We start from the raw sequence: 25,967 nt of genomic DNA, 5'->3' as shown, positions 1-25,967 counted from the left end.
CACAGTTCAGACCATGAAATTTCCCGGTAAACGTAAGTCCAAACACTATTTCCCCGTCGATGCCCGCGATCCGCTGTTACAGCAAATTCAGCAGGAAAGCGAAACCAGCGCTGCCTGGGTGGTCGGTATCGATCAGACGCTGGTGGACATTGAAGCCAAAGTGGATGATGCGTTTGTCGCACGTTACGGTCTGAGCGCCGGGCACTCGCTGGTGATTGAGGATGACGTTGCTGAAGCGCTGTATCAGGAGCTGGTGCGCGAAAATCTTATCACCCACCAGTTTGCCGGCGGCACCATCGGCAACACCATGCACAACTACTCCGTACTGGCAGACGACCGCTCGGTGCTGCTTGGCGTGATGTGCAGCAATATCGAAATCGGTGGCTATGCCTACCGCTACCTGTGCAATACCTCCAGCCGCACCGATCTGAACTATTTGCAGGGCGTTGACGGGCCGATTGGCCGCTGCTTTACGCTGATAAGCGATTCCGGCGAGCGTACCTTTGCCATCAGCCCCGGCCATATGAACAAGCTGCGCGCTGAAAGTATCCCGGAAGAGGTGATCGCGGGCGCGTCTGCGCTGGTACTGACCTCCTATCTGGTGCGCTGCAAGCCGGGCGAACCAATGCCGGACGCAACCATGAAGGCAATTGAGTACGCGAAGAAATACAACGTGCCTGTGGTTCTGACGCTGGGCACCAAATTCGTCATTGCCGACAACCCGGAGTGGTGGCAGGCCTTCCTGAAAGAACACGTCTCGATTCTGGCGATGAATGAAGAAGAAGCCGAAGCGCTGACCGGCGAAAGCGATCCGCTGCTGGCGTCTGATAAGGCGCTGGACTGGGTGGATCTGGTGCTCTGCACCGCCGGGCCGGTCGGGCTGTATATGGCGGGCTTCACGGAAGAAGAGAGCAAGCGGAAAACCCAGCACCCGCTGCTGCCGGGCGCAATCGCCGAATTTAACCAGTACGAGTTCAGCCGCGCCATGCGTCATAAAGACTGCATCAACCCGCTGCGTATCTTCTCCCACATCGCACCGTATATGGGTGGCCCCGAGAAGATCATGAACACCAACGGTGCGGGCGACGGCGCGCTGGCCGCGCTGCTGCACGACATCACCGCCAACGCCTACCACAAAACCAATGTGCCGAATTCCAGCAAGCACACCTTCAACTGGCTGACCTACTCCTCGCTGGCGCAGGTGTGCAAGTACGCGAACCGCGTGAGTTATCAGGTGCTGAACCAGCATTCACCGCGCTTAACACGGGGGCTGCCGGAACGGGAAGACAGCCTCGAAGAGGCGTATTGGGACAGGTAAAAGCAAAACGGCAACCACAGGTTGCCGTTTTTAGTTTTTGTTCCCTCTCCCTGTGGGAGAGGGCCAGGGTGAGGGCATCAGACCGCACAAAACTTACCCCGTCACCGCCTCTTCAACGGGCGGTTTCGTCAGCATTGTCAGCATCGTATTCGCAATCTCACGCTCACCCATCACCACCTGATTCGCGCCGCGCTCGGTGATGTACTCCACTTCGTCATCATAATGGGCGCGGGCAATGATTTCGATATGCGGGCATTTTTCACGGGCTGTGGCGACAATCTCGCCAGCCTCGTAACCGTTCGGGATAGTGAGCAACAGCCAGCGAGCGCAGTCCAGATGCGCCAGATTCATAATCTCTTCGTTAGCCGCGTTGCCCAGCACCGCGCGGATGCCGCGCTCGCGAAGCTCGTCGACGCGAGTGCGGGAGGTTTCAATCACCACCAGCGGAATGCCCTGGGCCATCAGCTTCTCACCGAGCAGGCTGCCGACGCGGCCAAAACCGACCAGCAGCGCGTGGTTGCAGATATCTACGGGGATCTGTTTCTCCTCCTCAATCGCTTCTTCCAGGGTTTGCTCTTCGAGGGTTTCGGTCTTCTCGAGATATTTCTCCAGCAGGGCAAATAATACCGGGTTTAGCATGATGGAGAGGATCGCCCCCGCCAGCACCAGATTTTGCCCCGCCTGTGGCAGCAGGTTCAGGGCCATCCCCAGACCGGCAAGAATAAAGGCGAACTCGCCAATCTGCGCCAGGCTGGCGGCAATGGTCAGCGCCGTGCGCGGCGAGTGACCGAACATCCGTACCAGGAAGAAGGCGGCAACGGACTTACCAAAGATGATGATTGCCAGCGTACCCAGCACGGCCAGCGGCTGCTGAATGAGGATCAGCGGGTCGAACAGCATCCCGACGGAGACAAAGAACAGCACCGCGAATGCATCACGTAGCGGCAGGGTATCGTGCGCGGCACGGTGGCTCAGCTCGGACTCGTTCAGCACCATCCCGGCGAAGAACGCGCCCAGCGCAAAGGAGACGTCAAACAGCTCGACGGCGCCAAAGGCAATGCCCAGCGCCAGCGCAAGGACCGAAAGCGTGAACAGTTCACGCGAGCCCGTGGCGGCGCTGCGGGACATGATCCACGGCACCAGACGGCGGCCCACCAGCATCATGATGGCGATAAACGCCACAACCTTACCGATGGTAATGCTCATATCCAGCGCCAGCGAGGCGAAGCCGATATTCTCTTTTTCCATCATCCCGGCAACGGCAGGCAGCAGAACCAGCGTCAACACCATCACCAGATCTTCAACAATCAGCCAGCCTATCGCGATTTGTCCGCGCTGGCTGTCTATCAGCTGTCTCTCTTCAAGCGCGCGCAGCAGCACCACGGTACTGGCGGTTGAAAGACACAGCCCAAATACGATACCGGTCATGATTGACCAGCCCAGCACCGCCGAAAGCGCCATGCCCAGCAGCGTCGCCACCCCTATCTGGGCGATCGCTCCCGGTATGGCGATCGACTTTACCGCCATCAGATCCTTCAGGGAAAAATGCAGTCCGACGCCAAACATCAGCAGGATCACGCCCAATTCCGCCAGCTCAGGCGCCAGTTTGGTATCAGCGACAAAACCCGGCGTAAAGGGCCCTGCCAGCACGCCCGCCAGCAAATAGCCTACAAGGGGCGAAATACGCAGTTTATTGGCAATCATGCCGAGAATAAAAGCGAGCACAAGTCCACCAACAATGGTGGTGATAAGCGGTGTGGCGTGGTGCATTCCGTCTCCTTTCGCGATGGGTGATCCATTTTTGGTGCAAATACCAAAAAGCCGATTAATAGTTTATGACAATTTTTACGCTTATGTTTATGAATAATTGTTGAAATCACAATAAAAAGGCAATAAGCATGAAAAAAGGCAGATTTTGATAAATTTGCTGAGGGGAGGGAGAGGAAAGCCTTATGGCATCAGGTTATCCGGCTGCCAAAGTTTAACTTTGGCAGCCGTGAAGTCACGCTTTATGACGATTGTCAGGCAGGAATATGGTCAACATCCCCAGAAGTGGCAGGAAAGCGCAGATTTTATAGACCAGGAAGATGCTGGTGTGGTCTGCAACCATCCCCAACACGGCTGCGCCAAGGCCGCCCATGCCAAAGGCAAAACCGAAAAAGAGACCGGAAACCATACCGATACGTCCCGGCAGCAGCTCCTGCGCATAGACCAGGATGGCTGAAAATGCCGATGCGAGAATAAAACCAATAATCACCGTCAATATTCCGGTCCATTCCAGCGTTGCGTACGGTAAAACAAGCGTAAACGGCGCGACGCCGAGTATAGAGCCCCAAATCACATATTTACGTCCAATTTTATCCCCCACAGGGCCGCCTATCACCGTGCCTGCCGCCACCGCAAACAGGAAGGCAAAGAGGTGGAACTGGGCGTTTTGTACTGATAATCCGAATTTTTGCATCAGATAGAAGGTGTAATAGCTGCTAATGCTCGCCATATAGAAATATTTCGAGAAAATCAGCACCAGCAGCACGCTGACGGCAAGGATCACCTTATTGCGCGGAAGGGGATTGGTTATCTTCGCGGCAGGTTTTCCCTTATTTACGCGATGCTGCGCGGCATACCAGCGGCTGATTTGCGCCAGGACGACAATCGCCAGCAGCGCGGCCAGCACAAACCACGCCACGTTGCCTTTGCCGTAAGGCGCGATAATTACCGCCGCCAGCAGAGGACCGAGGGAGCTACCAAAGTTACCCCCCACCTGGAACAGAGACTGCGCCAGCCCGTGACGTCCGCCGGAGGCCATACGTGCCACGCGGGACGATTCCGGATGGAACACCGATGAACCGGTTCCCACCAGCGCCGCGGCAACCAGTACCGCCTCAAAGCTGCCCGCCATGGCCAGCAGCACCAGCCCGCTCAGGGTGAAGCACATGCCAATGGGCAGCGACCATGGCATCGGGTATTTGTCCGTCCAGTAGCCCACCACCGGCTGTAGCAGCGAAGAGGCCAGCTGGAAGGTCAGGGTGATCATCCCGATCTGCACGAAGGTTAATGAGAACTCAGACTGCAACAGCGGGTAGATCGCCAGAATCAGCGACTGGATCATGTCGTTGAGCAGATGAGAGAGACTGATTGCGCCTAATACTTTAAAGGAAGTGCGCGATTTCGGCGGCGACGCCGGAGCGCCCTGGACGGGCTGGGTTGATTCACTGATTGCCATAAATACCACGTCGATTTGTTATTAGAGATGCAGGGAGTAATTATTATCCGACTAACATACCCGTCCGTGACATTTGAAGAAAGTCGCAATTCTGAAAACTTATTTGTCTATTCTTGTGAGTCACTGTAATTTTTGCGTTTGTCTATGGGTCAGGGAGAGAGAAGATGAAGTTAATGAAGCGTGGCGTCGCGCTGGCGCTCATCGCCGCATGGGGGCTGACAAGCCTGCCCGCGCAGGCGTATGAAAAAGATAAAACCTATAAAATTACCATTCTGCATACTAACGATCATCACGGCCATTTCTGGCGCAGCGAATACGGTGAATATGGCCTGGCGGCGCAAAAAACGCTGGTGGACGGCATTCGTAAAGAGGTCGCGGCCCAGGGCGGCAGCGTCCTGCTGCTGTCGGGCGGGGATATTAATACCGGGGTGCCGGAATCTGATTTACAGGATGCCGAGCCTGATTTCCGCGGCATGAATTTAATTGGTTACGACGCGATGGCGGTCGGAAACCACGAGTTTGATAATCCGCTGAGCGTGTTGCGCCAGCAAGAGAAGTGGTCCAAATTCCCGTTCCTTTCCGCCAATATTTATCAGAAAAGCACCGGCGAGCGCCTGTTTAAACCGTGGGCGCTGTTTAAGCGTCAGGATCTGAAGATCGCTGTCATCGGCTTAACCACCGACGATACGGCCAAAATTGGCAACCCTGAATTTTTCACCGACATCGAATTCCGTAAACCGGCGGACGAAGCGAAGCTGGTGATCCAGGAGTTGCAGCAGAATGAAAAACCGGATGTGATTATCGCGACCACCCACATGGGGCATTACGATAACGGTCAGCACGGCTCTAACGCGCCGGGCGACGTGGAGATGGCGCGCAGCCTTCCAGCGGGCTCGCTGGCGATGATTGTGGGCGGTCATTCGCAGGATCCGGTCTGCATGGCCTCTGAGAATAAAAAGCAGGTAGATTATGTGCCCGGCACGCCGTGCGCGCCTGATCGTCAGAATGGGATCTGGATTGTACAGGCCCACGAGTGGGGTAAATACGTTGGCCGCGCGGATTTCGAATTCCGTAACGGCGAAATGAAGCTGGTGCACTATCAGCTCATCCCGGTCAACCTGAAGAAGAAAGTGACCTACCCGGATGGCAAAAGCGAGCGCGTACTCTACACGCCAGAGATCGCTGAAAACCAGCAGATGCTCTCTCTGCTGACGCCGTTCCAGAGCAAAGGGAAAGCGCAGCTGGACGTGAAGATTGGCACGCTTAACGGACGACTGGAAGGGGACCGCAGCAAAGTCCGCTTTGTACAGACCAACATGGGGCGTCTGGTGCTGGCCGCGCAGATGGCGCGCACGAATGCGGATTTCGGCGTGATGAGCGGCGGCGGTATTCGTGATTCCATTGAAGGCGGAGACATCACCTATAAAGACGTGCTCAAAGTGCAGCCGTTTGGCAACGTGGTGGTCTATGCGGACATGAGCGGGAAGGAGGTGATTGACTACCTGACCGCCGTGGCGCAGATGAGGCCGGATTCCGGGGCGTATCCGCAGTTTGCTAACGTCAGCTTCGTCGCGAAGGACGGCAAGCTTAACGATCTCAAAATCAAAGGCGAACCGGTTGATCCGGCGAAAACCTACCGCCTGGCAACGTTAAGCTTTAACGCCACCGGCGGCGACGGCTATCCGCATATCGATAACAAACCGGGCTATGTAAATACCGGGTTTATTGATGCGGAAGTGTTGAAGCAGTTTATCCAGCAAAATTCACCGATTGACGTGAACATGTATGAGCCGAAAGGCGAGGTGAGCTGGCAGTAGTGCGTTTTTTTGCCGGGTGGCGGCTTCGCCTTACCCGGCCTACATTCGAATCGTAGGCCCGGTAAGGCGAAGCCGCCACCGGGCAATTTTCTCAATCCCGGCGCGCAATATCCGCAAATTTCGCGTCCAGCATTTTCGCCAGATCGCCTGCGGCCAGTTCGATATCCAGCCCGCGTTTGCCGCCAGAAATATAGATCGTCTCAAATTCCTTCGAAGGCGCATCGATCAGCGTCGGCAGACGCTTTTTCTGGCCGAGCGGGCTGATCCCGCCGACCAGATAACCCGTTGTGCGTTGCGCAACCATCGGGTCAGCCATATCGACCTTTTTCGCTCCCAGCGCTTTGGCCACTTTCTTCAGATCAAGCTGTCCGGCGACGGGCGTCACTGCCACGGCGAGGTGCTTCATATCGCCGTTCACCGCGACCAGCAGCGTTTTGTAGACCTGGTCCGCGTTCAGCCCCAGCTTGCGCACCACTTCATCACCAAAGTTGGTTTCGTTCGGATCGTGATCGTAGGTGTGGATCCGGAAAGAAATTTTGTTTTTTTCGAGTAATTTAACGGCGGGAGTCATGGCTATCCTTCTTACGACAGACGATTCATACCAGCAGCATACGCCTGACGTTTGTCTAAAAAATAGCACCATCTTGCGCAATAGTATTGGCAGTGATGGTTACTTTGAGCGACAATCGGCGTAGCCGAAGGTCACTTCGGTATAATAAAAACGATGAAATTCCTCTTTGACGGGCCAATAGAGATATTGGCCATTTTTTTATTTCAGCAGCGACGGCAAATTCCCTTCTCCGTACAAATGCAACGCGCCAACCGCGACAACATAACGACCGGCAGGCAGGGCATATAGTGTCTCCCGCCACGCCTGGTTGCGCGCGTTCATCAGCACATCATACAACGATTCACTGAATGTCGACGGTAACGCCAGCTTACCGTCTGCGGGCGGCGCATCCAGCCACCAGCCAATCATCGTTTGCAGCAGACGCGCGTTGGTGTGCCAGTGGGTCAGGGTATCATCCAGCAGCATCAGGCCGTCATCGGGAAGCTGGCGAAGAAGCGCAATCTGGCTGTCCGTGCCTTCCAGTTCAATGACGGACAAGTTGCGCGCCCTTGCCGCATTCAGCAGTTGATAATCGATACCGTAATCGCCGCGCAGCCCCAGGCGCTGCGCCTGGGTGGCCTGTAGCACCATGGCAATTTGCCACAGGGGCAGAGTGTCGAGCATTGAGAGCGAGACGCCGGTCTCATCCGCAAGACGGGTAAGCTCAGCCAGCTGCGTCCCGTTAAGACGTTCCGCCAGGGGGCGATCGCTTTCCAGCCCGGCAAACGGCGATTCATGGCCGGAGATGTCGGCTTCGACGATCAGCGCGTCGGCGCGCTTCAGCAGTTTAATCAGGCCGGAGGGCAGGGGGGACATGTCCTGCGTGCCCATATGAATGCTTCCCACCAGGTGCAGATGCTGCCCGCCCGGAAGCGAAATATCCATACCGGGCCAGGCATAACGGCGGGGAAAAAGGGCGCGAAACGATGTTTTTAGACGATTAAACAGACCCATACGCGCTCCATGATCGGAAAGGTTCATGCTAGCGCGTACGGGTACAAGGTTCAATCCTTCGGTTTAAACCGCAGCAGACGGTTAGCGTTGCTCACCACGGTAATTGACGAGAGCGCCATCGCCGCACCCGCAACAACCGGGTTCAGCAGGGTACCGGTCAGCGGCCACAAAATCCCGGCGGCAATCGGAATGCCGAGCGAGTTATAGACGAAGGCCCCCAGCAGGTTCTGCTTCATGTTGCGCAACGTGGCTTTCGAAATCGCCAGCGCATCCGCCACCCCCATCAGGCTGTGGCGCATCAGGGTGATCGCCGCGGTTTCAATGGCGACATCGCTCCCGCCGCCCATCGCAATGCCTACGTCAGCCCGCGCCAGCGCCGGGGCGTCGTTGATGCCGTCGCCCACCATCGCCACCTGGCGACCCTGACTTTGCAGGTTCTTGATGGCGTCCGCTTTGCCGTCCGGCAGCACGCCCGCGATCACCTCATCAATACCGGCTTCTTTCGCAATGGCGTTGGCGGTGGTCGGGTTGTCCCCGGTCAGCATCACCAGACGATAGCCCGCGCGGTGCAGGCGCTGTAAGGCATCTACGCTGTCCTGGCGTAACGGATCGCGCACGGCCAGCAGCGCCGCCACCTGACCATCCCTCGCCAGCAGAACCGGCGTTGCGCCCTGAGAGGCCTGCGCGTTTAGCTCTGCGTCCAGCGCGGACGTATCAACGCCGTGTTCAGTCAGCAGTGCCTGGTTGCCCAGCAGCAGCGTATGGCCTTCGGCTTCACCGCTGACCCCTAAACCGCGCAGGGTGCGGAAGTTGCTGACCTGCGGCAGACGGCCATCACCGGCTTTCTCCAGGATGGCGCGCGCCAGCGGGTGGCTGGAACCTTGTTCCAGCGCGGCGGCAAGGCGCAGGGCGTCCGTCTCCGTACAGCCAACGGTACTGACGGCCACCACCTGCGGTTTGCCCTCGGTGAGCGTGCCGGTTTTATCAAAGACAAGGGTGTCCAGCGTGCTTGCCCGTTGCAGGGCGTCAGCATCACGGACCAGTACGCCAAATTCGGCGGCGCGTCCGACCCCAGAGATAATCGACATCGGCGTGGCCAGGCCAAGGGCACAAGGGCAGGCGATGATCAGCACCGTGGTGGCGATCACCAGGGTGTAGACAATCTGCGGCGCCGGGCCGAAGAAATACCAGATCGCCGCGCTCAGCAGGGCAATACCGACGACCACCGGCACAAAAATGGCGGAGATTTTATCGGCAAGCTGACCAATCTCCGGCTTACTGCTCTGCGCCTGGCGGACCATGCGAATGATGCGTGACAGCGTGGTATGGCTCCCGACCGCGCTGGCGCGGAACAGTACGCTGCCGTCCTGTACCACCGTACCCGCATGCACCGCATCGCCCTGAGATTTCTGCTGGGGTATCGGCTCGCCGGTCAGCATCGCTTCATCCAGCCAGGCATCGCCCTGGGTGATTTCACCGTCGACGGGCACGCGGTCGCCGGTGGTCAGGCGCAGCGTCATTCCCGGCTGTACCTCTGAGAGCGGAACGCTTTTTTCCCCGTCATCCGTGACCACGCGGGCCGTCGGCGGGGTTAAATCGAGTAATCTTTCCAGCGCTTTCGACGAGCGCTGACGCGCGCGGGCTTCGAGCATATGGCCTAAGTTAATCAGACCGATAATCATCGCACTCGCTTCATAATAGAGATGGCGCGCCTCCATCGGGAACCACTGCGGCCAGACGTTCACGCTCATCGAATACAGCCACGCCGCGCCGGTACCGAGCGCGACCAGCGTGTCCATCGTCGCGGTGCGGTTTTTCAGGCTCTTCCAGGCGCTGGTATAGAAATGTCCGCCAGCAAACACCATCACCGCAAGGGTAATCAGACCAATCACCAGCCACAGGGTGCGGTTTTCAGCGGTGACCATCATGTTGTCACCCATCATGCCCCACACCATCACCGGAATACCGACCAGCAGGGCGACAATCGCCTGCCAGCGGAAACGCTTCATAGTGGCGACAGCCGTTTCCTGCTGGCGCTCGCGGCGCTCGGCATCATCTTCGATGGCCTCCGCCCCGTAGCCCGCTTTCTCCACGGCCTGCACTAACTCTGCGGCGGAGGCGCTGCCCATCACCAGCGCAGTACGCTCCGCCAGGTTTACCCGTGCCTGTGCGACGCCCGGTACCGCCAGTAAGGCGTTTTGTACCCGGGAGACGCAGCTGGCGCAGCTCATGCCGTTGATCAGCAGCTGTTGGCTGTCATCAATGTCATCAGCTACCGGAAGCTCAGGAGTGGCCGCTGTCAGTGCTTCCGACGGGGATGATGACTCTGCCAGCGGTTTAGCCTTTGGGTGGCTTAACTCCGCCCCGTAACCGGCCTGTTTAATGGTATCAATCAGCGCGTCGGCGCTGGCGCTGCCGGTCACGGCGGCATGATCGATAGTCACCTCAGCGCTTTCCACGTCAGGACGCTGCTCCAGGCTTTCTTTAACGCGTTTGACACAGTGGCCGCAGGAGAGGCCGTCCAGTGTCAGGTCAATAGTGTGAGACATAACAAAACTCCCGTATAATGTTCTGGTCAATTGTTGACCTTCACTCTGCTTTTCGCTAACTGTTATGAAGGTTAAACCTTCCATCAAGGGGAAGGTCAAGGGGGAAATGTGAATATCAGCGATGTTGCGAAAAAAACCGGCTTAACCAGCAAAGCGATTCGCTTTTATGAGGAAAAAGGGCTGGTGACGCCACCGTTGCGCAGTGAGAACGGCTACCGCAGCTATACGCAGCTGCATCTTGATGAACTGACGTTACTGCGCCAGGCAAGACAGGTAGGATTTAACCTTGAAGAGTGCGGCGAGCTGGTTAACCTGTTTAACGATCCGAAACGCCACAGTGCCGACGTGAAAAAACGTACGCTGGAAAAAGTGGCGGAGATCGAACGCCATATCATCGAATTACAGGCGATGCGTGAGCAACTGTTACAACTGGCAGAATCCTGCCCGGGAGATGACAGCGCCGAGTGCCCGATTATCGACAATCTTTCCGGCTGCTGCCACCGTAAAACCCACGCCTAACAGGCTTTAACCCGCAGGGTAATGCCTTCCACCGCAATGACCTCAACCCGCGTGCCGGCGCTGAGGTCATCGTCGGCCACCACCGGCCACGAACTGTCCCCCACGCGCATATGACCGCGTCCGTTGATCAGCGCGTTATCAAGCGTAAAGCGTCTACCCACGATCTGCTGCCCACGCTGGTTGAGGTGCGCGTCGACCGGCTTCTGCGCCTTCACCCGTTTGTTCAGCCAGCGCCACCACAGCCAGGCGGCCAGCAGCGTCAGCACGGCAAACAGCGCGCCCTGCCACTCCCAGCCGACAGGCAGCAGCCAGACGACCAGCCCGGTAATCACCGCGGCAACCCCGCTCCACAGCAGATAACCGTTGCCGCCAAGCATCTCGGCGGCCAGCAGTAAGCCGCCAAGGCTTAGCCAGAACGCATGAGGATGTGCAACGATGAGCTCAATCATTTTTTACGCTCGTTTCCGCCGTCTTTGATCAACTCGGCAATTCCGGCGATAGATCCCATCAGACTGCTGGCATCCAGCGGCATCATTACCACCTTGCTGTTGTTCGCGGAGCCGATCTCCTTCAGCGCATCGGTATATTTTTGCGCGACGAAGTAGTTCACGGCCTGGATATCCCCGGCGGCAATCGCCTCGGAGACCATTTGCGTCGCACGGGCTTCTGCTTCTGCCGAACGTTCACGCGCTTCCGCCTGGAGGAAGGCAGACTGACGGTCGCCCTCGGCTTTCAGGATCTGCGACTGTTTTTCCCCTTCCGCTTTCAGGATTTCAGCCTGACGCACCCCTTCGGCTTCAAGAATATAGGCACGCTTGGTACGCTCGGCCTTCATCTGCGCGTTCATGGAAGCAATCAGCTCTGCCGGTGGGCGCACGTCGCGGATCTCAATGCGGGTCACTTTGATCCCCCACGGATTGGTGGCTTCATCCACAATGTGCAGCAGGCGGGTATTAATGCTGTCGCGCTGGGAGAGCATTTCGTCCAGCTCCATTGAGCCAAGCACGGTACGGATGTTGGTCATGGTCAGGTTGACGATCGCCAGCTCCAGGTTGCTCACCTCATAGGCCGCTTTCGGCGCATCAATCACCTGAATAAAGCACACCGCATCGATGGTGACGTTGGCGTTATCCTTGGAGATGACTTCCTGGGAAGGGATATCCAGCACCTGCTCCATCATATTGATCTTACGCCCAATTCTGTCCATGAACGGGACGATCAGGCTTAAACCCGGCTGAAGAGTATTGGTGTAGCGACCGAAGCGTTCGACGGTCCACTGGTAACCCTGCGGGACAATTTTGACGCCTGCGCCCACGATAACCAGCGCAACGAATATAAGGACAGGAACAACGATGAGCATAAAAACCTCCTGTTTTGCATGCCGTAACGAGAAAAACTGCGTATTTGTTGAACGTAAGTATATCGGCTAACGAACAGGATTTCGCCCCTGTAAAGAGGTGGGAACCGGACTGGCAGAAATAAAACGCCCCGTTCGGGATGCGGGGCGCAAAGCGTTACTTTTCAGACCAGGTATAGCTGAAGTCAGTGATAAACCCATCCCCGGCGTCAGCGATAGCTTTTGATAAGCCCTGATAGTATTTTTCCAGGCCGATGGCCTCTATCTGCTGGATCTGCTCGCGAACGGGAGCGCAGAACAATACCGCATTGCCCGCCCCGACACGTTTGTTGTTCGGCGGCAGATCGCCGGTAATCGCCTTAAACCAGGTTCTGATCCCTTGCTTTAAGCTGTGCGGCGCTTTTGTAAGATCCTCCTGGCCGGTCAGCACCTGTAGGGTAGGGAATTCATTAGCATTGACGGCGGTTTTCATACGCGCAAAGAACGCGGTAAAAAGCTCAAAAGAGCCGAGATCTGTGACGCGAGGCTTGGTGGTTTTTCCGTTTTTATTGCCCATTTTTCCGGCAGGGGCTGTAGGCGCCGGAACCACATTGACCTTATGCAGATCCAGACCAAACAGCAGATTGCAGTGCGCCCGGCGCTCTTTAAGCGGGTAGGACATCAGCACGTCAATAAACGCCGTCGCCTTCACATCGGCCAGATCATGGTTAATCAGCCATTGCGAGCGGGCAAATTCCGCGGGGGAAACGAACCAGTCCGGCACCTCAGTAAAGCGTCTGGATTTACCCTTGCCGTCAAACTCGAGAAAGTACGCTCCATCATCGAATGCAAAATAGCAGTTTTTAAAGCTACCGATTGTGGTGTTAACGATGAGCGCCTTCTTAACAAAATCGACCACCTCTGCACCCATGACAAAACGCGTGAGTTCAGAAGAATTGATGACTTCCATTAATGTTTCCACATCAGGAACACCAGGCTTCAGGGAAGAGAACTCATAAAAGATATGTGTCATGTTGCTGACTTCCTGTAGTTATAGAGGTGACAATTAGCGAGCAAAAAGTTTAACACTTGCTATAGGTTAAGGCTATTCGCGCTGCGTAGCGGAAAGGATTATGCTAAAGGCTGTTCTTATTACAGCGGTTAATGGAATCGGAATGAATAATAAAAAAAATCTTCTGGATATCAGGGATGTTGGCTTTCGTGTGGGTGATAACACCATCCTTCAGCACGTTGATTTTTGTCTCTCTCCGGGCGAATTTAAACTGATAACTGGCCCCTCCGGCTGCGGCAAAAGCACCCTCCTGAAAATCGTGGCTTCGCTACTGAGCCCAACGGAGGGAACCATCCTGTTTGCAGGAAAAGATATCGCCACGCTTTCACCGGAAAGCTATCGCCAGCAGGTGTCATACTGCGTGCAAACCCCGTCCCTGTTTGGCGACACGGTGTACGACAATCTGGTTTTCCCCTGGCACATCCGCAACCAAACGCCTGATCCGAAAAAGTTTACCGACGATCTGACCCGGTTCGGGCTTTCGCCGGAGACGCTGACCAAATCGATCGCCGAACTGTCGGGAGGGGAAAAGCAGCGCGTCTCGCTGATCCGTAACCTGCAATTCTTGCCGAAGGCGCTGTTGCTGGACGAAATCACCAGCGCGCTGGATGACGCTAACAAGCGCAACGTCAATGACATTATCCATCGCTACGCCCGGGAGCAGAATATTGCCGTGCTGTGGGTGACGCATGATTCAAATGAAATTACCCATGCGGATGATGTCATCACGCTCAGGCCGCAGGGCGGGAAAATGGAGGAGGCTCATCGTGGGTGAACATAACATAACCAACGAATCGCTGGCGCTGTCGATGGTCCTGGTGCTGGTGGCGATTGTGGTCAGCTACCGGGAAAAGCTGGGGCTGGAAAAAGATATTCTTTGGAGTATCGCCCGCGCGGTCATTCAGCTCATCATCGTCGGCTATGTGCTGAAATACATCTTCAACGTCAATCATGCCGTGCTGACCCTGTTGATGGTGCTGTTTATCTGCTTTAACGCGGCATGGAACGCGCAGAAACGCAGTAAATACATCGATAAAGCGTTCATTTCGTCGTTGATCGCCATCACTACCGGGACCGCGTTAACGCTGGCGGTACTGGTACTCTCCGGCTCGATAGAATTTACGCCGATGCAGGTGATCCCCATTTCCGGGATGATTGCGGGCAATGCGATGGTGGCGGTCGGGTTGTGCTACAACAATCTGGGGCAACGGTTCAGCAGTGAACAGCAGCAGCTTCAGGAGAAGCTAAGCCTGGGCGCAACGCCGAAGGTGGCCTCGGCGCGGTTGATCCGCGACAGCATTCGCTCTTCGCTGATCCCAACGGTGGATTCCGCCAAAACGGTGGGTCTGGTGAGCCTGCCGGGCATGATGTCGGGGCTGATTTTTGCCGGTATCGATCCGGTAAAAGCGATTAAGTACCAGATTATGGTGACGTTTATGCTGCTCTCTACGGCGAGCCTGTCCACCATCATTGCCTGCTACCTGACCTATCGGAAGTTTTACAACGCGCGCCACCAGCTGGTGGTGACGCAGTTGAAAAAGACGGGGTAATATCGGCTTTTGTAGTCCCGGTAAGCGTTAGCGCCACCGGGCATTTTTTTGCTAGTAGAGCAACGCGTACAGCTGACGACGATATTTCGACGCCAGCGCGTCACCGGTACCCAGCGCGGCCAGGATCTCCTGGAACATCTTCCGCGCCTGTCCGTCTGCGGCGCCCAGGTCCTTCTGAAGATGGCTAAACAGCAGCTCCAGCGCCTCTTCGTTACGCCCCACCTGATGAAGCTGAAGCGCCAGCTGGCTTGCCAGCGCGGCATCCTGCGGGTTGTCCGCAACCTGCTGCTGAAGCTGTTGAATTTCAGGGGTATCGGCCGCCTGTTTCAGCAGGTCAATCTGCGCCACCAGACCCTGATAACGGGTATCCTGATCCTGCATCGGCACCGTTTTCAGCACGGCTTCCGCGTCTTCAGGGCGGTGCAGCGCAATCTGGGTCTCTGCCAGCAGCAGACCAATCTGGCTGTTCTGGTTCGACAGCTGCCACGCGTCTTTTAACAGCGGCAGCGCCTCGTCGTACTTGCCTTCCTGCATCAGCGCCATGGCTTCCTGCGCTTTCAGCTCTTCTTCGCGCGGCAGAACTTTATCCAGCAGGGCGCGGATCGCCTCTTCCGGCTGCGGCCCCTGGAAGCCATCCACCGGCTGACCGTTCTGGAACAGATAGACGGTTGGGATCGCGCGCAGGCCAAACTGGGAAGCCACCATTGGTTCGGCGTCACAATCCAGCTTCGCCAGAATGAACTGACCGTTGTACTGCGCGGCAAGGCTTTCCAGGACCGGCGTCAGTTGCAGGCAGTGTTGGCTGCGTTCAGACCAGAAGTAGAACAGCACCGGTTTAGTCATTGACTGTTCGAGCGTCTGTTGCAGGTTAGCTTCAGTTATGTTGACGATATTCTGTACGGACATGCGGCATTCTCTTTTATCGGTTTACTCTTTACATGGGGGTAAGCGTCGTCGCTTCAACTCAACCCTGCAAAATTTTGTCCATCATCCGCCCCGGCAGCAGGCGTTTCAACCAGCCGACGGCATGGGTTACCAGCGTGACCGGATAGCGCATTTTAGGGGTATCGCTCTCAAACGCGTGGCGCACTTTGGCAACGACGGCTTCTGGCCCAAGCGTAAAACGCGCCGCGATGCCGGGGTTTTCGACCGGTTTGTCCGCCTGCGTCTGGTTAACGTTTTCCGTAAAGCGGGTGCGGATCGGGCCCGGTTCAATCAGGCTGACCTTAATACCGCTGTGGCGCAGCTCCATGCGCAACGCATCGGACCAGGCTTCAAGCGCATATTTGCTGGCGGCGTAAGCCCCGCGGCCCGGCGTGGAGATCAGGCCCATGACCGAGGAGGTCATCACGATGCGCCCTTCGCCGTGCGGCAGCATGGCGGGGAGAAGGCGCATGGTAAGCTGATGCGCCCCGAAAAAGTTTGCGGAGAACTGCTGCTCCAGCTGTTCCCGTGAGAGAGTCTGTAGCGGGCCGTACACGCCGTAGCCCGCATTGTTGAACAGACCGTAAAGACGGTTGTTGGTCAGGGCGATAACCTCATCGGCGGCCTGCTCTACGCTCTCTGGCGAATCGAGATCCAGCAGAATGCCGGTAAATCCCAGCCCTCGCATGCGTTCGACATCCTCGGGTTTGCGGCAGGCTGCCAGTACCCAAAACCCCTGACGTTTCAGTTCAAGGGCGCTTTCAAGGCCAATTCCGCTGGAACATCCTGTTATTAAGACCGATTTTTGCATAACTTTACCTGTCAGGTTCTCAGCTGTTTGACGAGTCATGTTTTACTAAAGGAGCCAGCCGGGTTGCCATCCAGTCGGCAATGAACGGCTGGGCATCGCGATTGGGGTGAATGCCATCATCCTGCATCCACTGGGGTTTCAGATAGACCTCTTCCATGAAAAATGGCAGCAGCGGAATATCAAACTCTTTGGCAAGCTTAGGATAGATCGCGCTAAACGCCTCATTATACCGACGGCCGTAGTTGGCGGGCAGGCGAATTTGCATCAGCAGCGGCTGGGCATTGGCGGCCTTAATGGTCTGCAAAATGGTCCGCAGCGTTTGCTCCGTTTGCTGAGGCTGGAAGCCGCGCAAACCATCATTACCGCCCAGTTCAACCAGCACCCAACGCGGTTGATGCTGCTTAAGCAGGGCAGGCAGGCGCGATAAGCCTTGCTGCGACGTATCGCCGCTGATGCTGCCGTTCACGACAGACGCCCGGGACTGCCATTTATCATTGAGCAGGGCGGGCCAGGCCGCACTGGCGGCCATACGATAGCCCGCGCTCAGGCTGTCGCCCAGAATCAATAACGTGTCCGCAGCCGCCGCGCGGAAGGTCATCAGCATCAAAAACAGGAAGGGCAAATGCCAGCGGAAAACATTGTTGAAGTTCATCGTCTTAAGAAGTCCGTCGGTCAGGGAGAACACGAGCTTTCCATCCTCACCGGAGTTGAACTCGTTGTCAAACGTGCCGAAACCATCGCCCTGATTGGTGAATCCGGTTCCGGTAAGTCCACGCTGCTGGCCATTCTCGCTGGTCTGGACGATGGCAGTAGTGGTGAAGTGAACCTGGTCGGCCAGCCCCTCCACGCGCTTGATGAAGAGGCCCGCGCCGCGCTGCGTGCCCGGCATATCGGGTTTGTCTTTCAGTCATTCATGCTGATCCCGACGCTGAACGCGCTGGAAAACGTTGAGCTGCCCGGCCTGCTGCGTGGTGACAATACTCGTGAAAGCCGCGATCACGCCACGGCGTTGCTGGAACAGCTGGGGCTGGGAAAACGTCTCGACCATCTTCCGGCACAGCTTTCCGGCGGTGAGCAGCAGCGCGTGGCGCTGGCGCGGGCGTTTAACGGGCGCCCTGAAGTGCTGTTTGCCGATGAACCCACTGGTAACCTTGACCGTAAAACCGGAGACAAGATTGCCGATCTGCTGTTTTCCCTCAACCGCGAGCACGGCACCACGCTGATTCTGGTTACCCACGATCCGCAGCTGGCCGCCCGCTGCGACCGCCGCCTGCGGCTGGTGAACGGTATTCTTCAGGAGGAAGCATGATTGCCCGCTGGTTCTGGCGCGAGTGGCGCTCGCCCTCGCTGCTGATTGTCTGGCTGGCGTTGAGCCTGGCGGTGGCCTGCGTGCTGGCGCTCGGTAGCGTCAGCGATCGTATGGAGAAAGGGCTTAGCCAGCAGAGTCGGGAATTTATGGCCGGGGACCGGGCTCTGCAAAGTTCTCGCCCCGTGCCGCCGGGCTGGATTGAGGAAGCGCGCAAAGAGGGGCTGAAGGTAGGGGAGCAGATCACCTTTCAGACTATGACCTTTGCGGGCGACACGCCGCAGCTTGCCAGCGTAAAAGCCGTGGATGACATCTACCCGATGTATGGTGACTTACAAACCAGCCCGCCGGGGCTAAAACCGACGGCCGGTACGGTCCTGCTGGCATCGCGACTGATGGCGCTGCTGAATCTGAAACCAGGCGACAGTATCGACGTCGGCGACGCGACACTCAAAATTGCCGGGGAAGTGGTGCAGGAGCCCGACTCTGGATTTAATCCGTTCCAGCTTGCGCCGCGCCTGCTGATGAACACCGCTGATGTGGCGAAAACCAACGCCGTCCAGCCGGGAAGCCGTGTCACCTGGCGGTATAAGTTTGGCGGGACGCCTGCGCAGCTGGAGGCGTACGAAAAATGGCTCCTGCCGCAGCTCAAGCCGGAACACCGCTGGTACGGGCTGGAGCAGGATGACGGGGCGCTCGGCAAATCCCTCGAACGTTCCCAGCAGTTCCTGCTGCTGTTGGCGCTGTTAACTCTGCTGCTTGCCATTGCGGCGGTTGCCGTGGCGATGGGGCACTACTGCCGCAGCCGTTACGATCTGGCGGCGATCCTCAAAACCCTCGGCGCGGGCCGCGCGCAGCTGCGCAAGCTGATTGTCGGCCAGTGGCTAATGGTGCTGGCGCTGTCGGCTCTGACCGGCGGGGCGATAGGGCTGCTGTTTGAAAAGCTGCTAATGGTGCTGCTCAAACCGGTACTGCCCGCCGCATTACCGCCTGCCAGCCTCTGGCCGTGGCTGTGGGCCATCGGCGCGATGACGACGATCTCCCTGCTGGTGGGGCTACGCCCGTACCGGTTGCTGCTCGCCACCCAGCCGCTGCGCGTGCTGCGCCGCGATGTGGTGGCCAGCGTCTGGCCGCTGAAGTTCTACCTGCCGGTGATTATTGCGGTGGCGGTCGGGCTGTTGGCCTGGCTGATGGGCGGCAGCACGCTGCTGTGGGCGGTGCTGGCGGGCGCGGTGGTGCTGGCGCTGCTGTGCGGCGTAGTGGGCTGGATACTGCTTAATGTCCTGAGAAAGCTGACAGTTAAATCACTCCCCATACGGTTAGCGGTTAACCGACTGCTGCACCAGCCGTGGTCTACCCTCAGCCAGCTCTCGGCATTTTCGCTGTCGTTTATGCTGCTGGCGCTTCTGCTGGTGCTGCGCGGGGATCTGCTGGATCGCTGGCAGCAACAGCTTCCGCCGGAAAGCCCGAACTATTTCCTGATCAACATTGCTCCCGAACAGGTGACGCCGCTGAAGGGTTTCCTGTCTGAGCATCACATTATTCCGGAATCGTTCTATCCGATCGTGCGCGCCCGCCTGACGCAGATCAACGGCCAGTCGACGGAGGGAAATAAGGATGAATCGCTCAATCGCGAACTCAACCTGACCTGGCAGGCGAAACGTCCGGACCATAACCCGATCGTTGCCGGCACCTGGCCGCCGAAAGCGGGGGAAGTGTCGATGGAGGAGGGGCTGGCGACACGCCTGAAGGTGAACCTCGGCGACAGCGTGACCTTCACCGGTGATACCCAGGATTTCACCGCCAAAGTTACCAGCCTGCGTAAAGTGGACTGGGAAAGCCTGCGACCAAACTTCTTCTTCATCTTCCCGCCGGGTGCGCTGGACGGACAGCCCCAGAGCTGGCTCACCAGCTTCCGCTGGGAAAACGGCAACGGCATGCTGACGCAGCTTAACCGGGAATTTCCGACGGTGAGCCTGCTGGATATCGGCGCGATCCTCAAACAGGTCGGGCAGGTGCTGGAGCAGGTGAGCCGCGCGCTGGAGGTGATGGTAGTGCTGGTGACCGTCTGCGGTGTGCTGTTGCTGCTGGCGCAGGTGCAGGTGGGCATGCGTCAGCGTCATCAGGAGCTGGTGGTCTACCGCACGCTGGGAGCCAGTAAACGGCTGCTGCGCGCCACGCTGTGGAGCGAATTTGCCCTGCTCGGTCTGGTGGCGGGCCTGGTGGCGGCCATCGGGGCGGAAACCGCGCTGGCGGTACTCCAGAGCAAAGTCTTCGACTTCCCGTGGGAGCCCGACTGGCGGCTGTGGCTCACGCTGCCCGTCTGCGGCGCGGTGCTGCTGTCCCTGTGCGGCGGCTGGCTCGGAACCCGGCTGTTGAAAGGTAAAGCGCTATTCCGCCAGTTTGTCAGCTAGTTTACTGACGTGATGATGACGCACCGGCATTTCTGCTGGTGCGTCATCACTTAACGGCACAAATCGTTAATGCCCCTGCATTTAGTAGCACAAAACATTAAAAACCCGCCCACACAGCCCGAATTTTTCCGGTTAATATTCACCAGCTAAATATTTAGCAGCGTGTCTATCAAGGAAAAAGAATGACTATAAGAAAAACAGCGCTGGCGACAACGATCGGCGCAGCAGTGGCATTGGCTTCTTTCGCATCTCAGGCGGAAATCACCCTTCTGAAACAGGATCCGCAGGCGGGTAACCCGCTGAGCCGCCTGAACTTCACCGTTGGCGGCAGTATTCGTCCTCAGTTCCAGAATATGACCGGTGATGACGGCAAAAACAGCTACAAGCGCAACGGCTTTGACGGCGGCACCCGCTTCCGTTTCGCTGCGGATTACTACCTGTTCGATGACATCAGCTGGATCAGCTACTACGAGCTGGGTGTGAACATTCCGGCGCAGTTCAACTGGGATCATCACTACGCCGACGGCGCGCACGACACCTCTCGTCGTATGCTCTACACCGGTCTGAAGAGCGACACCTGGGGTACGCTGACCTTCGGTCAGCAGAACAGCGTGTACTATGACGTAGTGGGCGCAAAAACCGATATCTGGGACTACGACATGATTGGTCAGGCGCCAGGTAACGGGATCAACGGCGACTATGACGGCTCTTACCGTTCACGCCAGATGCTGAAGTACAAGAAAACCGTGGGCGATGCTGACATCTACGCCTCTTACCTGTTTGAAGACAGCGAATACCTGCCGGGCAACGGCCTGCGTTACAAACGTAAAGGCGGCGGTTCACTGGGTATCGATTATCACCTGACTACCGATCTGACCTGGGGCGCAGCGTGGAACTACACCCGCGCGGACATGCGTAACCCGGACAACGGCGACAGCAAATCCTACGACCAGAACATCCTTGGTACCGCCCTGAGCTGGACGCCGGATAACTGGACCTTCTCCGCAGGCGGCGGCTGGTATCAGAACTTCCTGACCACCAAAAAAGTGTCCGTTAACGACTACTTCGCCGGTGATGCATGGGGTATTGAATACTTTGCGGGTTACAAGTTCCCGGTTGGTCAGTATGCGGTGAAATCCATCCAGCCGTACTTCATGGGCGACCGTATTGAGTACGTGAATGGCCGTAACTACCAGCGCATCGACAACGGTGTGGGTATCAGCTTCCAGCTGGATTACGGTTTCCGCGTGGATTACGAACACGTGTTCACCTCCAGCACCGACAACCTGGGCGATATGAACCTGGTGCGTCTGCGTTACGACTTCTAAGTTGTCATGTAGGGTGCGGCCTGATGCCCTCACCCTGACCCTCTCCCACGGGGAGAGGGAAAAAACATTAAAAACGGCAACCCAGGTTGCCGTTTTGCTTTGACCTCGCCACCCGGCTTTATTTTTCAGCGATCGAGCCACTCAGCAATTTCTTCGTACGTCCCGCGATACACAATCTTCTCCGCCTTTTTCTCCAGCTGGTAGCCGTACATCGGGTCGTAATAGTCCTTCAGCAGCGGCACAAGCCAGCTGAAGTGCGCGTCAGTGCTGCCAGTACGCTGTTGCTCGACAAGCGCGGCATCCAGCAGGGCGGTAAATTCCGCAAAGCGTTGCAGCCCCAGACGGCGACGAATGGCGTACAGGCCGTGATGCAGATATTCGCTGTACGCTTTCCAGCCCGCCTCTTCACCGCAGGCGGCAGAAAAGTCGGCCCACATGTGGACGAAATACTCTTCGCGCAGGCGCTCAAGACGGATCTCAAACGGATCTTCAACCACCACGACAGGCGCTTCAGCCATGCGGTCGCGCAGGCACTCCGGCAGGTGGTTAGAGCCAATCATCCGGCCTTCATCTTCCAGCACCCAGCGCGCGGCGTCTTTTTTCAATAGCTCAGCCGCAAGGTGATTTTCGAAGCTCGCTTGGGAAAGCTGCGGGGTGAGCGTGCGACCAAATGACGAGCCGCGATGGTGCGCCAGCCCTTCCAGATCGATGCCCTGCGCATGCTGCTTAACCAGCAGCGTTTTACCGTTACCGGTACAGCCGCCGATAAGCACCATCGGCTTTTGTGACTGCTCAATGGTCGCCTGAATCGCCGTCTGACGCAGGGCCTTATAGCCGCCGCGGATCAGCGGGTAGTCGATGCCCGCCTCTTTCAGCCAGGCCTGGGAGATGTGTGAGCGCTGGCCACCGCGCGCGCAGCAAAGGTAGCCCTCAGGATGGGCAAGGCTGGCTTCCCGCCAGGCGCTGATGCGCGCCTCGCGCGTCTCGCCGTTGACCAGGCTATGGCCGAGCGCCAGCGCGGCGTCCGGACCCTGGCGTTTATAGCAGGTGCCGACGGCGGCACGCTCGTCGTCGTTCATTAAGGGCAGGTTGAGTGCGGCGGGCATCGCACCCTGGGCAAATTCGATCGGCGCGCGAACGTCGATTAAAGGGGTATCGGACGCGAGGATCGCGCGATAGTCCGTTCCATCGTTCATGGTGGTTCCAGAAGAAAACTGAGCAGCAATGGGCGGGGATTGTACGCCGGGGAAGGGGAAGGTCAACTCCCCGGCGAGGGATACTTACTTCAGTTTTGACTGCGCCCAGACAATACCGCTCGCATATTCTGGCGGCAGCAGGGGAACAATCGCTTCCAGCGTGGCGCTCAGGCGGTCCGTGTCGGTATCGTTCAGGTTCAGATGGCCGACCTTACGCCCCGGACGCACCTCTTTGTCGTACCAGTGCAGGTGCACCAGCGGCAGCTTCAGCCAGTTGTAGTTCAGATCGGTGCCGATCAGGTTGATCATCACCGACGGGCTGGTCACCACCGGCTGCGGCAGCGGCAGATCGGTGATGGCGCGCAGGTGCAGCTCGAACTGGCTGATGGAGGCGCCGTTTTGCGTCCAGTGGCCGCTGTTGTGCACGCGCGGCGCAAGTTCGTTGATCAGCAGACCCGACGGCGTGACGAAACACTCCATCGCCATCACGCCCACATAGCCCAGCTCATGCATAATGGCAGAGAGCATCTCTTCCGCCTGCGCCTGCTGGTCAGCATTGGCCTGCGGGAAGGCGACGCTGGTGCGCAGAATCCCGTCCTGATGCAGGTTATGCGTTAGCGGGTAAAAAACGGTGTGCCCGTCATGCCCGCGCGCGCCAACCAGCGACACTTCACCGCTAAAGTTAATGCCCTGCTCAACAATGCACTCGCCGTAGCAGTCGTCCGGCAACTCGGCGGTGTCGTTCGCGCGCAGGCGCCACTGCCCGCGGCCGTCGTAGCCGCCGACGCGACGCTTCACAATCGCCAGGTCTCCCAGCATCGCAAACACGTCATCCCACTCGCGCTTATCGGAAAGCAGCTGCCACGGCGCGGTCGCGAGGCCGAGCTTGTCGAAAAGCTGTTTTTGCGTGAGACGGTCGGCAATGATCGGGAAGACGTCGCGGTTCACAAAGGCGTTATGGCGCGCCAGCTCGCGGGTCAGGGCGGTTTCCGGCCAGCGTTCAATTTCGGCGGTGATCACGCTCTGATGGAACGGCACGGCTTCCGGCTCGGCATCCAGCCCGACGGGCCAGACGGCAATACCCAGCGGCTCACCGGCCTGACGTAGCATCCGGCCAAGCTGACCATTACCAAGAACGCAAACCTGCTTCATGCTGCACCCCGCGGATCCGGGTTATCCAGCACCTCATCGGTCTGGGCTTTACGCCACTCCGCCAGACGCTGGTGCAAATCTTTATCATGCGTCGCCAGGATCTGCGCGGCCAGCAGGGCGGCATTTGCCGCACCTGCTTTACCAATCGCCAGGGTACCGACAGGAATACCGCGCGGCATCTGGACAATAGAGTAAAGGCTATCCACCCCGCTTAACGCGGCGCTTTGCACGGGAACACCCAGTACCGGCACCAGCGTTTTGGCGGCAATCATGCCCGGCAGATGTGCTGCGCCGCCCGCACCGGCAATGATCACCTCGTAACCGTTCTCTTCGGCGCTTTCGGCGAAGCTGAACAGTTTGTCCGGGGTACGGTGTGCGGAAACCACTTCGACGTGGTGCGGAACATTCAGGATTTCAAAGATTTCGGCGGCGAACTGCATGGTAGCCCAGTCGCTTTTGGACCCCATCACGATGGCGACACGCGCCGGATTATTGCGGGAAGACATGCGTCTTAAAACTCCTGTGGTGCGGAACACACTGCTTTCGAGGGCACAGAGAATAGCATGTAATACCGGCAAGGAAAACGGTTGCGTGGTCGGGAAATGAGCGAAAAGACGGGGAGGCGTTAAAACGGGAAGGCGATCAGTTCCACACCTTCCGGCGTAACTTTGACCATCGATCCTTCGCTGTGCCAGGCGCCTAAAACCACGCGATGGGCGGGCTCGCCGTTGGCGATAAGGGAATGCACATCGGGACGATGGGTATGGCCGTGGATCAACCACTGAACGCGATGCTTCTCCATCACCTTCACCACCGCCTGCGGATTGACGTCCATGATGGTCATCGATTTGCTGCTGTTGGCGGCCTTGCTGCCCGCGCGCATTCTGGCGGCGATGCGGTTGCGGATAAACAGTGGCAGGGCGAGGAACACTTTCTGGATCCACGGGGTGTGAACTTTGGCGCGAAACGCCAGGTAGCCGGTATCGTCAGTGCAGAGCGTGTCGCCGTGCATGATCAGAATATTGCGGCCATAGAGGTTGAGCACCTGCTCTTCCGGCAGCAGCGTCATACCGCTCTCGCGGGCGTAGCGCTGGCCGATCAGGAAATCACGGTTGCCGTGAATGAAATAGCAGGGGACGCCGGAATCCACCAGCACTTTAATGGCCGCAGCTATCTCACGGTGCAGCGGGTTCGGATCGTCGTCGCCTATCCAGGCCTCAAACAGGTCGCCCAGAATGTACAGCGCGTCGGCGCTTTTCGCTTCACCGCGTAAAAAACGCAGAAAACCGGCGGTTATCGCCGGTTCTTCTGTTTGCAGATGCAGATCCGCAATAAAGAGTGTCGCCACGAATTACTCGCTGACGGTCACGCTTGTGATCACAACGTCTTCTTTAGGAACGTCCTGGTGCATACCGCTGCGGCCAGTAGAAACGGCTTTGATCTTGTCGACCACGTCCATCCCTTCAACCACTTCTGCGAATACGCAGTAGCCCCAGCCTTGCAGACTTTCGCCAGAGAAGTTCAGGAAGTCGTTGTCCGCTACGTTGATGAAGAACTGTGCGGTCGCAGAGTGTGGCGCCTGAGTACGGGCCATTGCCAGCGTACCACGGGTGTTTTTCAGGCCGTTGTTCGCTTCGTTTTTGATCGCTTCTTTCGTCTCTTTCTGGCGCATGCCAGGCTCGAAACCGCCGCCCTGGATCATAAAGCCGTTGATCACACGGTGGAAAATAGTGTTGTTGTAGAAACCTTCGCGGCAGTAGTCCAGGAAGTTTTTAACTGTTTCAGGCGCTTTGTCATCAAAGGTTTTGATTACGATATCGCCATGATTAGTGTGGAAAGTAACCATTTTTGCATCCTGTTCCGTTATTGTGGTGCGTCGACCCGTGCT

The 25,967-nt window shown here is 57.6% G+C and carries 24 protein-coding genes; 8 read left to right on the top strand and 16 right to left on the bottom strand.

The window, feature by feature from the left end; translation table 11 throughout:
• The first annotated feature begins 13 nt into the window (after positions 1-13).
• A complete protein-coding gene (locus tag O1722_RS17790; protein ID WP_032104066.1) occupies positions 14-1,318 on the top strand; it encodes an inosine/guanosine kinase in 1,305 nt (434 codons plus the stop codon).
• Between the two features lie 93 nt (positions 1,319-1,411).
• Here the strand turns inward: O1722_RS17790 and ybaL are convergent, their stop codons facing one another.
• Both ybaL and O1722_RS17780 read right to left on the bottom strand, forming a co-directional pair.
• The gene (gene ybaL / locus O1722_RS17785) at positions 1,412-3,088 is read right to left on the bottom strand and encodes a YbaL family putative K(+) efflux transporter (protein ID WP_017383218.1); all 1,677 of its coding nucleotides are present in this window, start codon (positions 3,086-3,088) and stop codon (positions 1,412-1,414) included.
• A gap of 232 nt (positions 3,089-3,320) precedes the next feature.
• Positions 3,321-4,541: an MFS transporter gene (locus tag O1722_RS17780; RefSeq protein ID WP_015571242.1), complete on the bottom strand. Its 1,221-nt coding sequence runs from the start codon at positions 4,539-4,541 to the stop codon at positions 3,321-3,323.
• A gap of 164 nt (positions 4,542-4,705) precedes the next feature.
• Between O1722_RS17780 and ushA the strand changes: the two genes are divergently transcribed.
• Positions 4,706-6,358: a bifunctional UDP-sugar hydrolase/5'-nucleotidase UshA gene (gene ushA / locus O1722_RS17775; protein ID WP_033486642.1), complete on the top strand. Its 1,653-nt coding sequence runs from the start codon at positions 4,706-4,708 to the stop codon at positions 6,356-6,358.
• Between the two features lie 91 nt (positions 6,359-6,449).
• Here the strand turns inward: ushA and ybaK are convergent, their stop codons facing one another.
• From ybaK to copA, 3 genes are all read right to left on the bottom strand, one after another.
• On the bottom strand, positions 6,450-6,929 hold the full coding sequence (gene ybaK / locus O1722_RS17770; protein ID WP_033486640.1) for a Cys-tRNA(Pro)/Cys-tRNA(Cys) deacylase YbaK: 480 nt from the start codon (positions 6,927-6,929) through the stop codon (positions 6,450-6,452).
• Positions 6,930-7,127: 198 nt separating this feature from the next.
• The gene (locus tag O1722_RS17765; protein WP_017383220.1) at positions 7,128-7,922 is read right to left on the bottom strand and encodes a TraB/GumN family protein; all 795 of its coding nucleotides are present in this window, start codon (positions 7,920-7,922) and stop codon (positions 7,128-7,130) included.
• A 50-nt stretch (positions 7,923-7,972) separates the two neighbouring features.
• Positions 7,973-10,471, bottom strand: a complete 2,499-nt coding sequence (gene copA, locus O1722_RS17760; protein WP_100151196.1) for a copper-exporting P-type ATPase CopA — start codon at positions 10,469-10,471, stop codon at positions 7,973-7,975.
• A 108-nt stretch (positions 10,472-10,579) separates the two neighbouring features.
• On the opposite strand from copA, the gene cueR reads away from it, so the two are divergent.
• Positions 10,580-10,990 (top strand): Cu(I)-responsive transcriptional regulator, encoded by a 411-nt coding sequence (cueR, locus tag O1722_RS17755; protein WP_017383222.1) that lies wholly within the window; start codon positions 10,580-10,582, stop codon positions 10,988-10,990.
• On the opposite strand, the gene O1722_RS17750 is transcribed toward cueR, so the two are convergent.
• The 3 genes from O1722_RS17750 to O1722_RS17740 form a co-directional block, all read right to left on the bottom strand.
• Positions 10,987-11,439: an NfeD family protein gene (locus O1722_RS17750; protein ID WP_015571238.1), complete on the bottom strand. Its 453-nt coding sequence runs from the start codon at positions 11,437-11,439 to the stop codon at positions 10,987-10,989. The two genes, cueR and O1722_RS17750, sit on opposite strands and share 4 nt — an antisense overlap.
• Positions 11,436-12,350, bottom strand: a complete 915-nt coding sequence (locus O1722_RS17745) for an SPFH domain-containing protein (RefSeq protein ID WP_003858941.1) — start codon at positions 12,348-12,350, stop codon at positions 11,436-11,438. Before O1722_RS17745 ends, O1722_RS17750 begins: the two co-directional genes overlap by 4 nt.
• A 154-nt stretch (positions 12,351-12,504) precedes the next feature.
• The gene (locus tag O1722_RS17740) at positions 12,505-13,359 is read right to left on the bottom strand and encodes a hypothetical protein (protein WP_015571236.1); all 855 of its coding nucleotides are present in this window, start codon (positions 13,357-13,359) and stop codon (positions 12,505-12,507) included.
• 142 nt (positions 13,360-13,501) lie between these two features.
• Here O1722_RS17740 and fetA point away from each other — a divergent pair, with 142 nt between their 5' ends.
• Positions 13,502-14,173, top strand: coding sequence for an iron efflux ABC transporter ATP-binding subunit FetA (fetA, locus tag O1722_RS17735; RefSeq protein WP_015571235.1), 672 nt, complete (start codon positions 13,502-13,504; stop codon positions 14,171-14,173).
• Positions 14,166-14,948 carry an iron efflux ABC transporter permease subunit FetB gene (gene fetB / locus O1722_RS17730; protein WP_017383223.1) on the top strand — a complete coding sequence of 261 codons (783 nt, stop codon included), beginning with the start codon at positions 14,166-14,168 and terminating at the stop codon, positions 14,946-14,948. The genes fetA and fetB overlap by 8 nt, the downstream gene beginning before the upstream one ends.
• Before the next feature lie 51 nt (positions 14,949-14,999).
• Here fetB and O1722_RS17725 read toward each other — a convergent pair whose 3' ends face one another.
• From O1722_RS17725 to tesA, 3 genes are read right to left on the bottom strand one after another with little or no spacing between them, the layout of a single operon-like run.
• A complete protein-coding gene (locus O1722_RS17725; RefSeq protein WP_003858935.1) occupies positions 15,000-15,854 on the bottom strand; it encodes a co-chaperone YbbN in 855 nt (284 codons plus the stop codon).
• Between the two features lie 58 nt (positions 15,855-15,912).
• A complete protein-coding gene (locus tag O1722_RS17720; RefSeq protein ID WP_006809829.1) occupies positions 15,913-16,722 on the bottom strand; it encodes an SDR family oxidoreductase in 810 nt (269 codons plus the stop codon).
• Entirely contained in the window at positions 16,703-17,335 is a 633-nt protein-coding gene (gene tesA / locus O1722_RS17715) for a multifunctional acyl-CoA thioesterase I/protease I/lysophospholipase L1 (RefSeq protein WP_003858933.1), read from the bottom strand. Before tesA ends, O1722_RS17720 begins: the two co-directional genes overlap by 20 nt.
• On the opposite strand from tesA, the gene ybbA reads away from it, so the two are divergent.
• From ybbA to O1722_RS17700, 3 genes are all read left to right on the top strand, one after another.
• Positions 17,306-17,992: a putative ABC transporter ATP-binding protein YbbA gene (ybbA, locus tag O1722_RS17710; protein WP_033486699.1), complete on the top strand. Its 687-nt coding sequence runs from the start codon at positions 17,306-17,308 to the stop codon at positions 17,990-17,992. The two genes, tesA and ybbA, sit on opposite strands and share 30 nt — an antisense overlap.
• Positions 17,989-20,403, top strand: coding sequence for a putative ABC transporter permease subunit YbbP (gene ybbP / locus O1722_RS17705; RefSeq protein WP_033486636.1), 2,415 nt, complete (start codon positions 17,989-17,991; stop codon positions 20,401-20,403). The genes ybbA and ybbP overlap by 4 nt, the downstream gene beginning before the upstream one ends.
• Positions 20,404-20,585: 182 nt before the next feature.
• Positions 20,586-21,731: a porin gene (locus O1722_RS17700; RefSeq protein WP_017383228.1), complete on the top strand. Its 1,146-nt coding sequence runs from the start codon at positions 20,586-20,588 to the stop codon at positions 21,729-21,731.
• A gap of 125 nt (positions 21,732-21,856) precedes the next feature.
• Here the strand turns inward: O1722_RS17700 and mnmH are convergent, their stop codons facing one another.
• From mnmH to ppiB, 5 genes are all read right to left on the bottom strand, one after another.
• Positions 21,857-22,927 carry a tRNA 2-selenouridine(34) synthase MnmH gene (gene mnmH / locus O1722_RS17695; protein ID WP_033486635.1) on the bottom strand — a complete coding sequence of 357 codons (1,071 nt, stop codon included), beginning with the start codon at positions 22,925-22,927 and terminating at the stop codon, positions 21,857-21,859.
• 84 nt (positions 22,928-23,011) lie between these two features.
• On the bottom strand, positions 23,012-24,079 hold the full coding sequence (purK, locus tag O1722_RS17690; protein ID WP_003858922.1) for a 5-(carboxyamino)imidazole ribonucleotide synthase: 1,068 nt from the start codon (positions 24,077-24,079) through the stop codon (positions 23,012-23,014).
• Complete coding sequence (purE, locus tag O1722_RS17685; protein ID WP_006809824.1) at positions 24,076-24,585, bottom strand: 5-(carboxyamino)imidazole ribonucleotide mutase; 510 nt, start codon at positions 24,583-24,585, stop codon at positions 24,076-24,078. The genes purK and purE overlap by 4 nt, the downstream gene beginning before the upstream one ends.
• Positions 24,586-24,704: 119 nt before the next feature.
• The gene (gene lpxH, locus O1722_RS17680; protein ID WP_017694382.1) at positions 24,705-25,427 is read right to left on the bottom strand and encodes a UDP-2,3-diacylglucosamine diphosphatase; all 723 of its coding nucleotides are present in this window, start codon (positions 25,425-25,427) and stop codon (positions 24,705-24,707) included.
• 3 nt (positions 25,428-25,430) lie between these two features.
• Positions 25,431-25,925, bottom strand: a complete 495-nt coding sequence (gene ppiB, locus O1722_RS17675; RefSeq protein WP_000256009.1) for a peptidylprolyl isomerase B — start codon at positions 25,923-25,925, stop codon at positions 25,431-25,433.
• Positions 25,926-25,967: the final 42 nt, after the last annotated feature.

It is taken from the genome of Enterobacter cloacae complex sp. HYC003_NIDB, from assembly GCF_056673375.1.
The sequence above is the reverse complement of the archived record's forward strand: the minus strand, read 5'-3'. Positions and strand labels throughout refer to the sequence as shown.

Bases quoted from the DNA above. Each gene is read 5' to 3' on its own strand.
- O1722_RS17790 (WP_032104066.1), top strand. From the start codon at position 14: ATGAAATTTCCCGGTAAACGTAAGTCCAAACACTATTTCCCCGTCGAT.
- ybaL (WP_017383218.1), bottom strand. From the start codon at position 3,088: ATGCACCACGCCACACCGCTTATCACCACCATTGTTGGTGGACTTGTG.
- O1722_RS17780 (WP_015571242.1), bottom strand. From the start codon at position 4,541: ATGGCAATCAGTGAATCAACCCAGCCCGTCCAGGGCGCTCCGGCGTCG.
- ushA (WP_033486642.1), top strand. From the start codon at position 4,706: ATGAAGTTAATGAAGCGTGGCGTCGCGCTGGCGCTCATCGCCGCATGG.
- ybaK (WP_033486640.1), bottom strand. From the start codon at position 6,929: ATGACTCCCGCCGTTAAATTACTCGAAAAAAACAAAATTTCTTTCCGG.
- O1722_RS17765 (WP_017383220.1), bottom strand. From the start codon at position 7,922: ATGGGTCTGTTTAATCGTCTAAAAACATCGTTTCGCGCCCTTTTTCCC.
- copA (WP_100151196.1), bottom strand. From the start codon at position 10,471: ATGTCTCACACTATTGACCTGACACTGGACGGCCTCTCCTGCGGCCAC.
- O1722_RS17750 (WP_015571238.1), bottom strand. From the start codon at position 11,439: ATGATTGAGCTCATCGTTGCACATCCTCATGCGTTCTGGCTAAGCCTT.
- O1722_RS17745 (WP_003858941.1), bottom strand. From the start codon at position 12,350: ATGCTCATCGTTGTTCCTGTCCTTATATTCGTTGCGCTGGTTATCGTG.
- O1722_RS17740 (WP_015571236.1), bottom strand. From the start codon at position 13,359: ATGACACATATCTTTTATGAGTTCTCTTCCCTGAAGCCTGGTGTTCCT.
- fetA (WP_015571235.1), top strand. From the start codon at position 13,502: ATGAATAATAAAAAAAATCTTCTGGATATCAGGGATGTTGGCTTTCGT.
- O1722_RS17725 (WP_003858935.1), bottom strand. From the start codon at position 15,854: ATGTCCGTACAGAATATCGTCAACATAACTGAAGCTAACCTGCAACAG.
- O1722_RS17720 (WP_006809829.1), bottom strand. From the start codon at position 16,722: ATGACTCGTCAAACAGCTGAGAACCTGACAGGTAAAGTTATGCAAAAA.
- ybbA (WP_033486699.1), top strand. From the start codon at position 17,306: ATGCCAGCGGAAAACATTGTTGAAGTTCATCGTCTTAAGAAGTCCGTC.
- tesA (WP_003858933.1), bottom strand. From the start codon at position 17,335: ATGAACTTCAACAATGTTTTCCGCTGGCATTTGCCCTTCCTGTTTTTG.
- ybbP (WP_033486636.1), top strand. From the start codon at position 17,989: ATGATTGCCCGCTGGTTCTGGCGCGAGTGGCGCTCGCCCTCGCTGCTG.
- O1722_RS17700 (WP_017383228.1), top strand. From the start codon at position 20,586: ATGACTATAAGAAAAACAGCGCTGGCGACAACGATCGGCGCAGCAGTG.
- mnmH (WP_033486635.1), bottom strand. From the start codon at position 22,927: ATGAACGATGGAACGGACTATCGCGCGATCCTCGCGTCCGATACCCCT.
- purK (WP_003858922.1), bottom strand. From the start codon at position 24,079: ATGAAGCAGGTTTGCGTTCTTGGTAATGGTCAGCTTGGCCGGATGCTA.
- purE (WP_006809824.1), bottom strand. From the start codon at position 24,585: ATGTCTTCCCGCAATAATCCGGCGCGTGTCGCCATCGTGATGGGGTCC.
- ppiB (WP_000256009.1), bottom strand. From the start codon at position 25,925: ATGGTTACTTTCCACACTAATCATGGCGATATCGTAATCAAAACCTTT.